At 59.1% G+C, this 13422-nt stretch carries 11 protein-coding genes; 5 read left to right on the top strand and 6 right to left on the bottom strand.

Features of this window, described 5'->3' with window-relative positions; translation table 11 throughout:
• Window positions 1–40 precede the first annotated feature (40 nt).
• Window positions 41–1192, top strand: coding sequence for a porin (locus FG381_RS02540; protein WP_139687398.1), 1152 nt, complete (start codon window positions 41–43; stop codon window positions 1190–1192).
• Window positions 1193–1472: 280 nt separating this feature from the next.
• Window positions 1473–3290: an aryl-sulfate sulfotransferase gene (locus FG381_RS02545; RefSeq protein ID WP_139687399.1), complete on the top strand. Its 1818-nt coding sequence runs from the start codon at window positions 1473–1475 to the stop codon at window positions 3288–3290.
• A gap of 123 nt (window positions 3291–3413) precedes the next feature.
• Here FG381_RS02545 and FG381_RS02550 read toward each other — a convergent pair whose 3' ends face one another.
• Window positions 3414–5216, bottom strand: coding sequence for an FAD-dependent oxidoreductase (locus tag FG381_RS02550; RefSeq protein WP_139687400.1), 1803 nt, complete (start codon window positions 5214–5216; stop codon window positions 3414–3416).
• A gap of 317 nt (window positions 5217–5533) precedes the next feature.
• Between FG381_RS02550 and FG381_RS02555 the strand changes: the two genes are divergently transcribed.
• The 3 genes from FG381_RS02555 (at window position 5534) to ttdB (ending at window position 9503) form a co-directional block, all read left to right on the top strand.
• Window positions 5534–7756, top strand: coding sequence for an inorganic phosphate transporter (locus FG381_RS02555; protein ID WP_139687401.1), 2223 nt, complete (start codon window positions 5534–5536; stop codon window positions 7754–7756).
• Between the two features lie 233 nt (window positions 7757–7989).
• A complete protein-coding gene (ttdA, locus tag FG381_RS02560; RefSeq protein WP_139687402.1) occupies window positions 7990–8889 on the top strand; it encodes a L(+)-tartrate dehydratase subunit alpha in 900 nt (299 codons plus the stop codon).
• Entirely contained in the window at window positions 8886–9503 is a 618-nt protein-coding gene (gene ttdB / locus FG381_RS02565; RefSeq protein WP_139687403.1) for a L(+)-tartrate dehydratase subunit beta, read from the top strand. The genes ttdA and ttdB overlap by 4 nt, the downstream gene beginning before the upstream one ends.
• Window positions 9504–9602: 99 nt before the next feature.
• Here ttdB and FG381_RS02570 read toward each other — a convergent pair whose 3' ends face one another.
• From FG381_RS02570 to FG381_RS02590, 5 genes are all read right to left on the bottom strand, one after another.
• Window positions 9603–10535 (bottom strand): LysR family transcriptional regulator, encoded by a 933-nt coding sequence (locus FG381_RS02570; RefSeq protein WP_139687404.1) that lies wholly within the window; start codon window positions 10533–10535, stop codon window positions 9603–9605.
• 440 nt (window positions 10536–10975) lie between these two features.
• Entirely contained in the window at window positions 10976–11467 is a 492-nt protein-coding gene (locus FG381_RS02575) for a YjiG family protein (protein ID WP_139687405.1), read from the bottom strand.
• Entirely contained in the window at window positions 11457–12134 is a 678-nt protein-coding gene (locus tag FG381_RS02580; RefSeq protein WP_139687406.1) for a nucleoside recognition domain-containing protein, read from the bottom strand. The genes FG381_RS02575 and FG381_RS02580 overlap by 11 nt, the downstream gene beginning before the upstream one ends.
• A gap of 332 nt (window positions 12135–12466) precedes the next feature.
• The gene (locus FG381_RS02585) at window positions 12467–12745 is read right to left on the bottom strand and encodes a heavy-metal-associated domain-containing protein (protein WP_139687407.1); all 279 of its coding nucleotides are present in this window, start codon (window positions 12743–12745) and stop codon (window positions 12467–12469) included.
• A 180-nt stretch (window positions 12746–12925) separates the two neighbouring features.
• Complete coding sequence (locus tag FG381_RS02590) at window positions 12926–13396, bottom strand: YjiG family protein (protein ID WP_139687408.1); 471 nt, start codon at window positions 13394–13396, stop codon at window positions 12926–12928.
• Window positions 13397–13422: the final 26 nt, after the last annotated feature.

The raw sequence follows: 13422 nt of genomic DNA on the forward strand, positions 1-13422 counted from the left end.
ATTCCCTGGCGGGAAGACTAGCAAATTTCGAGTATTCAAAATGAAGAAGACCCTTGCTTCTCTCGCAGTTCTCGGCGCTTTTGCCGGTTCTGCCGTCGCAGCTGATGTGACGCTTTACGGCCTTGTCGACTACGGCTTCGGCTATCAGCACACCGATGGCGACACAACCGCTGATGCCAACGACTCCTTCCAGATGAAGTCCGGCCAGAACAGCGGCTCGCGCTTCGGTCTCAAAGGATCGGAAGACCTCGGCAACGGCCTCAAGGTCGGCTTCGTCCTTGAGAACGGCTTCGCCGGCGACACGGGCGCATTCTCCACGTCCGGCAAGCTCTTTGATCGTGAAGCGCAGCTCAATCTTTCGGGCGCCTTCGGCACGATCGCCTTCGGCCGCATGGGCCAGCTCGCAAGCGCCAACGGCACTTTCGGCCTCCTTGGTCAGACATCTCCCTTCTCCTCGGGCTGGGGCGACTCGATCGGCCAGAAGTTCGTGACCGCTGACGGCTGGACGCGCTTTGACAACACCGTCACCTACGCCACGCCGGAATTCGCCGGCTTCAAGGTTTACGCTCAGTATTCCTTCAAGAACAGCTCGACTGAAGACGGCGAGGAAGGCAAGTCCGCCGCCAACCGCTACTACGGCATCGCCGCCACCTACAAGGCCGAGAACCTCTACCTTGTCGGCATTGTTGATTCCATCAACCACGGCAAGCAGATGTACTTTGCCGGTGCTCCTCAGAACTACACCTACGATGCCGACCAGCTGACAGTCACCCTCGGCGGCAACTACGACTTCGGCGTCGCCAAGGTCTACGCGATGGGCCAGTACTTCCAGAACGCAATCTCCGTCGGCCAGAAATACATTACTGATTCCGGCTTCGGCAAGTTCGGCTACACATTCGGCGACACCGCCGGATGGGAAGGTGCTGACGGCTACGGCCTCGCGCTCGGCGTCGGCGTTCCCGTCCTCGGCGGCACTGCCAAAGCGCACGTCGGATACATGGATGCGGAAGCCGCGGAAGACAGCAGCAGGAAGCTCAGCCGCTGGAACGTTGCAGTCGGCTACGACTACAACCTCAGCAAGCGCACTTCCGTCTACAGCGCCGCTGCGTATACCAAAGATGACAACACGGACTACACGGGTCTTGAACCTTCGTCCGTCGAAGTCATTGCCGGCCTGATCCATCGCTTCTAATCATCGAGCGGCAGGTCCGGGTTTAAGAGCCTTTTCCCGGACTCGATCTCTCGCCGTGTCCACCCGGGTATTGCACGTGCCCTGGGTGGACTTCTTTTTCGACGTCTCGCGGAGGTGCAGAACGGCCGGAGAGCCGGAACGAAAACCGAAATTGGAGTCGGTTGAATTCGGAAATTCAATTAGGGAAAAAACGATAGTCGTCTCCTCTGCTTCAACTCTAGGATGACCCAATCATCCGGCGATCCTCGATTGCCGCAAAGTCAAAGAATAGGAGAACATCATGCACGGCATTTCACGCCGCGAATTCGCGCGCTTCACGATTCTCTGCGCGGCAGCCGCCGCTGCGCCGATGGCCGCCCACGCCTTCGGCGGGCCGTCAGGCGCCGCCACGATCTATAAGAACCAGGGCCACCTCGGCGAACTCATCACGAACCCCTACAAGATTGCTCCGCTCACAGCCATCATCCGCAACGGCGGCTATGTCGTGAGGAATGCAAAGGTGCGCATTCTCCCCAAGAAGGACGGTCAGGAAATCGCCTACGCCGTCTCCGACGCGCAGGTTCTCACCCACGGCGGCATCCCGGTCTTCGGTCTCTATCCGGACTACCGCAACACCGTTGAAATCACCTACGACCGGATCTACAACGGCAAAACCGAACACTTTACCGACAAGGTCTTCATCCGTACGCAGCCGGTCTACGGACTCGTGCCGTTCCCGAAGGCCGAGGTGAAGAAGGCTGCGGAAGGAAAATTCGCCGACCGCCTCTACTACATCAACAACATCGGCGGCAACAACAATACCCGTCATGCCGTCTGGAACAACCCTGAAGGCGGGGCGCTTCAATGGTCGTCCTATCCTCTCAACATGGTGATCGACACCAAGGGCGAAATCCGCTGGTTCCTTTATCCGGAAGGCATCTACAACGTCGATTCTCTCTATGACGGCGGCATCATGATGGGCCTGAGGCAGAACGACGACGGCGCCATCACCTGGGGCTACGGCCAGCACTACGTCAAGTACGACATCATGGGCCGCGAAATCTGGAACCGCCGGCTGCCCTACGGCTACAACGACTTCAGCCATACGATGGACGCCGCTCAGAACGGGCACTATTTCCTTCGCGTTGCCTCGTCGAACTTGAAGCGCCTTGACGGCAGAAACGTCCGCACCGTGCGCGACATGATCATTGAGGTTGATGCCAACGGCACCGTCGTAGACGAGTGGCGCCTCTGGGATATTCTGGATCCCTACCGCAATACCGCCATCAAGGCGCTCGACCAGGGCGCCGTCTGCCTCAACATCGACCCGAAGCTCGCCGGCAAAACGCTTTCCGACGAGGAACTTCAGAAACTCGACACGGAAGCGCATTTCGGCGACATCGTCGGCACCGGTCCGGGCCGCAACTGGGCCCACGTCAATTCCGTCGACTACGACCCGACCGATGACTCCATCATCATATCCTCCCGCCACCAGTGCGCCGTCATCAAGATCGGCCGCGACAAGAAGGTGAAGTGGATCCTCGGCGCATCCCGTGGTTGGAAGAAGCCCTGGAGCGATGCGCTCCTCACTCCGGTCGACGCCAAGGGGAAGCCCCTTGCCTGCGACGACGCTTCCTGCTCGAACACCGACTTCGACTGGACCTGGACGCAGCACACGGCCTTCAGAATCGACAGCAAATCGGACAAGAAGGTCATGTACCTTTCCGTCTTCGACAACGGCGACGGCCGCGGGTTTGATCAGCCGCCGCTCCCTGACATGAAGTATTCGCGAGCCGTCATCTACCGCATTGACCAGGAAAAGCGCACGGTCGAGCAGATCTGGGAATACGGCAAGGAAAAGGGGCACGAATGGTTCAGCCCCGTGACGAGCCTCGTGGAATACATGCCCGACAAGGATTCCATCATTGCCTATGCCGCGACGGCCGGCGCCAATTACGATCTGAAGACGGGCGGCCTCACGTCGGCGCCGAACCCGTACCTCGACGAATTCGAGTGGGGTTCGACTGTCCCGGCCGTTGAGATTCAGTTGAAGAACACCACGGGCTACCAAGCGTTCGCCTTTGACGTGCATAAGGCCTTCAACGGCGTGATCCGCTAAAACCTCTCGATCCTAAAAAAGCCGCGCCTCCTTCATCGGGAAGCGCGGCTTTTTCAATGCTTGAGAACGAAGTTCCTTTGGACCGCAGGAATGTTCCAGCGATCCAAAGATGGCAGCAGGCCGTTACTTGAGATCCTTGGCGGCCGTTTCCGCAGCGACAACGCCCGAGACGATTGCCCAGGAGTTCATCATCGCGGTCATGGAGTCTGCGCCATTGGCGCCGCCCACAACGCAGCCCGCACCATAGAGGCCCGGGATGGGGTTGCCCGCCTTGTCGAGAATCCGCATGCCGCCGTCGGCCTTGAGGCCGCCCAAGGTCGTCTGGTAGCGGACCTTCTGCTCAACAATGTGATAAGGACCTTCGCCGAGGCCGCCCGTGATGCGGCGGTTGAAGTCCTTGTCGGCACCAGCCTTCACCATGTCGTTCCAATGCGCGACCTGAGCCGCAAGGCCCTTGGGGTCAATGCCCATCGTCTTCGCGGCATCCTCGAGGTTCTTCGAAACCGCCATCACCGGACGGCCGTTGTTGACGATCTTCGTCCATTGATCGAGCGAAGCGGCATCGGGAACAAGCTTGTCTTCAAGCGACTTCGCGACGTACTGCTTCCAGGCGGCCGCATCCATCACGATGTAGGCGATCGACCCCGGCTGCTCGATGGTCTTGTCCGTGAGGACGCCGAGGCCTGCGTTTTCATCCACGAAGCGCTTGCCGTCGCGGTTGACGTAGATCGCGCCCGACTTCTTCATCGTATCGGTCGAGGAAGCGGTTGCAGCAAGGCCGTGGTGCGGACGCGTTTCAACGCCCTGCGGGTACATCTTCACGAGGTCAAGGTTGATCGTGCCGGCGCCGATCTTCGTCGCCATCTTGAAGCCGTCACCCGTTTCGCCGTCAACGCCGTAGAAGAGGTAGTTCTTCATCTTCGGGGGCAGCATCGACTGGTCGGCGCCGTAGCCGCCCGAAGCGAGAATCACCGCCTTCGACGTGAGTTCAACCGTGTTCCCGGCGGCATCCGTCGCCTTCACGCCGATCACGCGGCCCGACGGGTCGCGAATGAATTCCTGCGCGCGGGTTTCGAGCATGAGCTTCCCGCCCATGCCGAGGAACTTGTCCTTCATCAGGTGGAGGAAGTTGACCGAACGGCCCTTGACGCCGAGCTGGCGGTTCGCGGAATGGTCCGGATACTGCGTGGCGGCAGGACCATACGGAATCTTCATGTCGTAGATGAGCCAGTCGACAACGCCGCCCACCTTTTCGGTCACCATCTTGACGAGGACCGGGTCGTTTCTGTCCTTGCCGACGCGGAAGATGTCCTTGTAGGCGAGTTCAGGCGAATCCTTCGTCTCATGCATCACGTCGCGCTGGTATTTCGAACCCGTCGCGATGAGCGTGCCGGCATTGAGAACCGTGGCGCCGCCGATGGTCGGCATCTTTTCGATGAGGATCACCTTCTTGCCGAGGGTCTCGGCCTTAACGGCAGCGGAAATGCCCGAGCCGCCGGCACCCACCACGACGATGTCGGCATTTTCCTTAATGACCTTCTTGGCGGTCTTCTTGGGCACAACGGCCGCGGCAAACTGCGCCGGGTCGCCGCCCGCAGCGCGGATGGCGTTTGCAACAGCGCCCTTGATGCCGTTCGACGTCATCGTGGCGCCCGTCACGGCATCAACACCCGTCGACTGAGCCTGAACGATTTCGCCGGGAATGCGCGCAAGCGCCGCGTCCGAAATGCCGGCGGTTTCCGAATGCTTCACGACCTTCACGTCGGCAATATGACCGCTCTTAACGGTCATTTCGACGACCACGGCGCCGTTTCTGCCCTGGCCTTCGCCCTTCCAGGTGCCGTCCTTCAGGGCAGCAGCGGATGCGGAGGCGGCAAGCACGCCGCCGAGGGCGAGCGCGATGCCGAGTTTGGCGAATTTCTGCATATTTCTCTCCTTATGCATGAGTATTTGCAGGCGGGCGTCGGGGTGTCTTTTTCCCCGCAGTCGCTGCGAATGCCCTTTGATTGTGAAATGCACGATAGCCCTTTGTGATTACCTCTGACAAGATGCGCTTTTGCTTTAAACCAAGTGTTTACATGCAAGGGTTTACGCGCACAACGATGCAGATCAAAAGAGAAACGCCTTGTCATCGTTTTGTCATATTTTCTTAGTCCCGCTGTCATGCGGCATCCCGACAATCCGCGCTGTCCTTGAAATCCTTTCTCTCAAAACAAAACCTCCCTGAGCGAGGTCAGCAACCTATGGACAGCTACTATCTCGTGATGCTCGCCTTCCTCGGCGTCATCGCAATCATCGACCTCTTCGTCGGCGTCTCGAACGATGCCGTGAACTTTCTTAATTCCGCGCTCGGCTGCCGGATTGCCAAATTCCGCACGACGATGTGGGTGGCGACGGCAGGCGTGCTTTTGGGCGCCACCTTTTCGTCCGGCATGATGGAGATTGCGCGCTCGGGCGTCTTCAATCCGCAGATGTTCAGCTTTGCGGAAATCATGGTGATCTTCTTCGCCGTCATGGTGGCGGACGTGATTCTGCTTGACGCCTTCAATACGCTCGGGCTTCCCACGTCGACCACCGTTTCGATCGTCTTTGAGCTCCTCGGTTCCGCAATCGCCGCGGCCTGCTTCAAGCTCGTCGCCGACGGGGCGTCCCTCACCGAAGTCGCCGACTACATCAACAACTCCAAGGCGCTCACGATCATCTCGGGCATTCTGGTCTCCGTGGTGGTCGCCTTCGTTTCGGGCGCCGTCATTCAGTACATTGCCCGCCTGATCTTCTCCTTCCGATTTGAAGGCGCCTACCGCAAGGTGGGCGGGGTCTACGCGGGCCTTGCGATCACGGCGATCATCTACTTCCTCGTCATGAAGGGCGCGAAGGGCGCTTCCTTCATGCGACCCGAATGGATCGACTGGATCAACGCCAATACGACCGTCATCCTCGCGACCCTCTTCATCGGGCTCACGATTGTCTTCCAGGCGTTCATCAGCCTCTTCAACATCAACGTCTTCAAAATCATCATTCTTGCGGGCACCTTTTCGCTCGCCTTCGCTTTTGCCGGGAACGACCTCGTGAACTTCGTGGGCGTCCCGCTTGCCGCCTACGATGCCTACCGCGAATGGGCGGCCTCGGGCGTTTCCGACGGCGCCTTCATGATGGGCGGGCTCCTGAAGCCCTCCACTGCTCCGACGGCCTTCCTCCTCTTCTCGGGCCTCGTGATGGTGCTCACCCTCTGGTTCTCGAAGAAGGCGCACCGCGTCATTCAGACCTCCATCAACCTTTCTTCCGCGCAGTCGGGCGAACAGGAGCAGTTCGGCGCATCGCTGCCCGGCCGGATGATCGTGCGCGCCTCGATGACGCTCGGAAGCGTCATTCACCAGATCATGCCGGGGACGCTCTCCCGCGCGCTCGCAAGCCGCTTTGAGCCTGCGCCCGTTGCGGAAGGGACGCAGCCCCTTCCTTTCGACTACGTCCGCGCTTCGATCAACCTCGTCCTCTCGGCGATTCTGATTGCCTCAGCCACGTCCCTCAAGCTCCCGCTTTCGACCACCTACGTCACCTTCATGGTCGCGATGGGCTCGTCCTTTGCCGACGGCGCCTGGGACCGCGAAACCGCCGTCTACCGCATTTCGGGCGTCCTCACGGTGATTTCGGGCTGGTTCATCACGGCCCTCTGCGCGAGCACGCTCGCCGGCATCGTCGCGACCCTCGTCTTCTTCGGCGGCGAAATCATGGCGGTGATCCTCGGACTCGCGGCGATTGCGCTTCTCGTACGCTCGAACATCAGGGCGACCCTCTCGGACGACTCGCTCGTCAATCAGAGCAACGTCCGCTACGATGCCCCGACCATCCGCACCATGATCGATGAGAAGGCGCCGGAAAATCTCCGCCGCTCGATCGAACTCTGCCGCTCGATCCTCGACGGCCTCCTCTCCGACCGCGAATCGGCCTTGAGAAGCGCCAAGTCGGATGCCTCGGAATTCTTCGACGACCTCTCGGCCGCCCGCGGCATCTACTACCGCATGGCGCTCTCCGACAAGAAGCCCTCTGAAGCCGATTTCGATGCCCGCTACTGCTACTTCCGCGCGTTCACGAACATGCGTGAAGTCGGCCGTTCGCTCCAGGGCCTCGCGAAGCTCGCCCTCGACCATGTCGCGAACCGACACCGCGTGTATGAGGGGCGCCTCGCCGACGACCTGAGAACGCTCGTAGGCCTCCTTGAAGCCATGAGCAAATCTGAGAACGGCAATCCCGACATCGCGGTCTTCCACGCGAATGCCCAGAAGGCGCTTCAGGCCATCGACCGCCTCCAGAGCGAGCTCCTTCGCGCCATTCCGGCCGAAGGCATCTCGATCAGAGGGTCCGAGCTCTACCTCACCTTCCTCCTTTTCGCACGCGAACTCATCAACCACTATGAGATCACGGCGATGATCCAGACGAAGGTCAACGCGCTCGCTCAAGAACCCTAAATACCTCGCAAGCGGCCCATAAACCGCTCTCACCTCCGGCCGGCGTTGATTTCAAAACGCCGGCCTTTTTTACATTCGGCTCCCGATGATAGGCTTTGGCCTATGGTTTTTATAGATAACTAAGTATTTGACTTATATAGAAACTATTCATAAACTTTCAGTCATCAGGAGGAGGAGCGATGAAAACGCATCCCCTCAGACCCCTCAAAACAACCAGAAAGGAGAACACCGCCATGGCTGAAGAGCTCCTCAGAGACCGATTCACGGATCTGATGGCGAAGTTCACGGCGTACTTCGGCAAGCACCTGCCCGACGACGTCATGAAGAGCCTCACGGAAATGCGTGCCGAACAGACGACCGACATTGCCAACACCATCTACGACGCCATGTTTACCGATATGGCGCTCGCCAGGAAGAACAACGTTCCGCTCTGCCAGGACACGGGCGTCATTCAGTTCTTCGTGAAGGTGGGTTCGCGCTTTCCGCTCCTCGGCGAAATGGAAGAGTGCCTGCGCGAAGCGACGAAGCGCGCGACGAAGGATGCGCCCCTGCGCCACAACGCCGTGCAGATCTTCGACGAAAAGAACACCGGCAACAACACGGGCGTGCGCATTCCATGGATCGACTGGCAGATCGTTCCCGATTCCGACGAAGCCGAAATCTGCGGCTACATGGCTGGCGGCGGCTGCTCGCTCCCCGGCGCCGCCAAGGTTCTGATGCCGCTCGAAGGCTATGAAGGCGTCGTCAAGTTCGTCTTCGACATCATGACGGAGCGCGGCATCAACGCCTGCCCGCCGCTTCTTCTCGGCATCGGCATTGCGGGTTCGGCGGAAGTTGCCGCCACGCTCTCGAAGCGCGCCCTCATGCGTCCGGTCGATTCGCACAACAGCAACCCGACGGGTGCGGAATTCGAAAAGCTCATCAAGGACGGGTTGAATGAGCTCAACCTCGGGCCGGGCGGCCTCACGGGCAAGGGCACGGTGATGGGCGTCAACGTCGAACAGGCTGCGCGCCATCCCTCCTGCATCGCGGTCGGCGTTTCCACGGGCTGCTGGGCCCACCGCCGCGCCACCATCCGCGTTCATGCGGACATGTCTTATGAATTTCTTTCGCACAAGGGAGTGACGCTGTGAGCACCAAGACGCTGACCACCCCGATCAAGGATGAAGACCTCGAAGACATCAAGATCGGCGACATCCTCTACCTCGACGGCTATCTGATCACAGCCCGCGACCAGGCGCATCACCGCCTCGTGAAGCTCGGCCGCAAGCTCCCCGTGGATCTGAAGGGCAAAGCCATCTTCCACGCCGGTCCGATCATGGTTCCGACGAAGGAAGCCAAGAGCGGCTGGAAAGTCGTTTCAATCGGTCCCACAACCTCGATGCGCATGGAAATCTTCGAAAAGGAATTCCTCGCCGAAACCGGCGTGAAGCTCATTGTCGGCAAGGGCGGCATGGGTCCCAATACGACGGCGGGCTGCCAGGAATCGAAGGCCATTCACTGCGTCTTCCCGGGCGGCTGCGCCGTGGTTGCCGCGGAATGCGTTGAAGAGGTCGAGGACGTCCAGTGGCCCGAACTCGGCATGCCCGAATCCATGTGGGTCATGCGCGTGAAGCACTTCGGTCCCCTCATCTGCTCGATCGATACGCACGGCAACAACCTGTTCGAAAAGAACAAGGCCGTCTTCAACGAGCGCAAGGGCCCGATCGTCGAACGCATCAGCGCGCTCGTCGACTATCAAAAGTAATCGTTTTCCGCAGTCTTGATTCTTTCCTATTCAAAGCCGGCCGCTCTATTTCGGGAGCGCCGGCTTTTTTCTCATGCGCTGCAGGATTGACGGAAAGCATCAGCCGCGCTCAAACCGCTCTTTGGCGACTTCGCGCATCACATCAATCAGCGCACGCGCCGCTTTAGAGAGATATTGATCGCTGCGGTAGGCCGCAATCACCGTCCGGGGCGGGACTTCGGGCGAAATGCGGAAGCACCTCAGCGCATCCGTCACGCGCGACCGCCGGGCAAGCGTTTCCGTCGTGAGCGTAATGCCGAGCCCGGCGCTTGCGAGCGCGAGCGCCGCAATCATGGATTCGCTCTCGAGCACCACTCTCGGCACTGCATTCGTGCGTTCGCAGAGCTCATGAAAGAACCGGTTCATCTTCTGCCCCTTCTTGATCACGATGAAAGGTTCGCGGTCCATCTCGAAAAAATCGAGCATCGGATATTCATCTCGTCCCGTTGAAGGGTGCTTCCTGGCAATGGGATGATTCGGGCTCATGGCAAGAAGAAGCGTCTCCTTGTAGAGCTCCGTCATTTCGAGCCCAGCCGGATGGTAGAGGGGCGCAATGACGAGGGAAAAATCCGTCGCCCCCGAGAGCGCGAATTCCTCGAGCTCCTTCGTGCGCCCTTCCATTACGGAAATTTCAATGTTGGGAAAACGCTTTCTGAAAACCGGGAGCACCTCAGTGAGGAAAAAAGTTTCCCGGTAGTCGGTGGCGCCGATTGAGACATGTCCCCGCACGCCTTCATGAATGTCCGCCATCTGCTTGGCGCAGGTCTCCCGAAGCTGCTCGATCTGTCTTTCCGTTTTGAGGAAGAGTTCGCCCGCCGGCGTCAGACGCAGAGGCTTCGCCGCGCGGTCGATGAGCGTGGTGCCGGCTTCCGTCTCGAGCCGCAGCAGAAACTGCGAAAGCGAGGGCTGCGAAATGTCGAGCGTCTGAGCGGCCTTCGAAAAGCTCCCTTCCGTGAGAAGTGCGGTGAGATAGCGGCAGGTATTGGCAGACATATCGGGAGAAGTTTGGAATGGAACAGAAGGAGTTGGGAAGACCCGGAACCTGAAGCAGCAGCGCCTATTGCTTTTTCGCCGCCTTCCGTTTGGCCTGCCGTTCCTTCCGCGCCTGTCGGCGCTGCGAAGCGGTTGATACCGCATCGACCTTCTTTTTCGTCTGAACCTCCTCTTTTTTCTCCTTCTCTCTCGTCTCTGCCTGCACAGGCACAGAAATGACGAAGAGCGAGAGGACTATGGGCAGAGCCTGGCGTCGAGAGTACATCGGGAATCCAGAGTGCTTGAAGCGGGAGCGGGAGGTCCGGTGCTCTCCGTATGGAGAGGTCGCCGATTGAGAGAAGCTCCCGCCCGGGCGCGCCGAACGGGAGCTTCTTTATTTTCGCATATAGATCCGTCTGCGCTCACAAAAATGAACGCCGACGGCTCAAGTCCGCGCTCATTTAGAGGAAGACAATGCGCATGAGGATCATGCCGAGGAAGGCCATGAGGACGGAATTGAGCATCAGCACCGGCCAGTACTTCTTCGGCACATCGGCGACGCCGAGGAGACGCCCCATGTACTGAATCTGCGAAGCCATCAGAATGAAGGCCGGCGCAAGAATCGTGATGTCATGCGGCTGGAGCGTGCCGTGGGACGCGAGGCTCGCCGCAACGCCGACGCCGGCGCCGCAGGAAAGCCACGTGGCGAGAAGCACCGTGATCGCTTCGCCCGGAAGCCCGAAGAGACCCATGAGGCCCCCGCAGGTTTCGCCGAGGAAATCCATCACGCCGAAGAGGCGCAGGATCTGCGTGAGGACGAAGGCCATCAGCACATTGGGCAGCAGGCTGTAAAGAACAATGTTCAAGCCCTTCCTGACACCAGCGATGAAGATGTCGAAAGGATTCTGAGAGGCCGGCTTGCTTGCGGCTTCATTCTTCTCATTAGCGGTCATTTTCGAAATCCTTGCGGTAAATCGTCGAGAGAACGGTGCGGATCAGAGCGCCGCCAACAAACTTCAGCACGAGAATGATGACCATCGGTCCCCACACAGGGCAGAGGAAGAGCGAGAAAAGCGCCGAAACCGTGGTGTAGTAGTTGCTGATGCAGCCCGCGCCCGCATACTGCCAGGCGCAGATCGTCACGAGGTTCTTCCTCGTGATGCGCTTTTCGTCATAAAGCGCGCGCGTGAGCGCCGCGCCGCCGTCCGTACTCTGAAGGTCGGTGATGAGCGCAAGGCCCGTATAGCCCGGGACGCCGAGGAGGGGCTTGAGGAGCGGCGTCATCAGAACCTGAGCCGCACGCAAAGCGCCGTAGTGCGAGAGCACTTCGATGAGGCCCATCGCGAGCATCACGCCCGGGAAGAGCGAAAGCGCAAAGAGGAAGCCGCCGCGGGCGCTGTCGCCGCCCGTGCCGACGAAGTTGCCGTTGGCGCCGGCAATCGTGCCGTATTTGCCGATGAGCGTAGTGAAGTCGAAGGCACCGAGCCACTTGTAGGCTTCAGGCATCTTGTAGAAAACGCCCGAGAAGATGACGATGGCGAGCAAAAGCGCGATGTAGGCGCCGATGCCGACCTTTTCATGCTTCGGCGCCGAGGCCGGGGAAGCTTGAGGATCAGTCATGATTATCCCTGAGGAAGTTTGGAAGGTTCGCACGCCTCAATCCGGAATTGACTATCCGGACCCGCGCACGGCTTAAAACCTCATCTTCCTCAGAGAGAGCACGCTCACTGGTCAAAATCAAGCGATTTTTGCCCAGCCATCCGTCCCGAAACATTCACCAATGCCTGAATGCACGGCAATCCGCCCTCTTCCGTGATGGAAGATAAGAAGTCGCCGTAATTGTATGGAGATGCTTCTATTCTTATGGAGGCAGATTGAGCTATCAGGATTGATATAAATCAAAACTCACAGTTTTAGTGACTCTTAGTCACTGCTCATTAATCCTGCTCCGATCAGGCCTTTCCGCCGCCGAAGAGCCCGGAAAGCTTTGCGAAGAAGCCCTTCTCTTCATAGGGTTCGCATTTGAAGGACGTCACGCCGTAGCCCGTAGGCGCAATCGCTTCGCGAAGGAGCCGCTCGTCAACCGGACGTTCGGTAATGATTTCCGCGAGCTTCTTCTTGTGGGAAGCTGAAACCTTTTTAACGTCCATTGCCTTGCGGATCGTGCTGCAGATGTGCTCTTCGCACATGCCGCAGGCCATGCCGTCAATGCCAACCGTTGTCTTGAACATTTCTGAACCTCATCATCCAGGAGGCCGCATTGAGCCTCTATCTTGATAATGAGTTTCATTCTAGTGCATCGCCCTGGCGCCGGCGGAAGCCGGAAATTCGCCTCATGTCCTGGATCAGAAAAAAGGCGCGCCGGCCTCTTTGAACCGTGCGCGCCTTTTGGGGGTCCAACCGATTGAAAATCAACCGACCAGAATATTCATGACCCAGAGAGAAACGATCGCCGTAATGATCGGCATCGCCATGATGAGCGGAATGCGCGAACCCTTGATGCCGATGACGCCGAGGCAGCGGCCCATGTACTGAACCTGCGAGCCCATGAGGTAGATCGAAGGCGCGAGAACCGCGATGTCGTGGCCCGTGATGGTGCCGTGGTCGAAGAGCGCCACTGCGACGCCTACGCCGCCGCCCATCGACATCCAGCCGCCGAGCAGCACGGTTGCGGCTTCGCCCGGAAGCCCGAAGATGCCCATGATCGGGTCGAGCGCCGTGCCGATCAGCTTCAAAAGGCCCGAATGATCAAGGATCTTGATGATGACGAACGCCATCAGAACGTTCGGAATGGTGGAGGTAACGGCAATCTGCCACCCCTGAACGGCGCCCTTGACAAAGATGTCTGTCACCATAGGCTTGGCATTTTCATGTGCGGACATAATTGAAACTCCTAATATTTTTTCTT

It is taken from the genome of Sutterella faecalis, from assembly GCF_006337085.1.
Lineage (GTDB): Bacteria > Pseudomonadota > Gammaproteobacteria > Burkholderiales > Burkholderiaceae_F > Sutterella > Sutterella faecalis.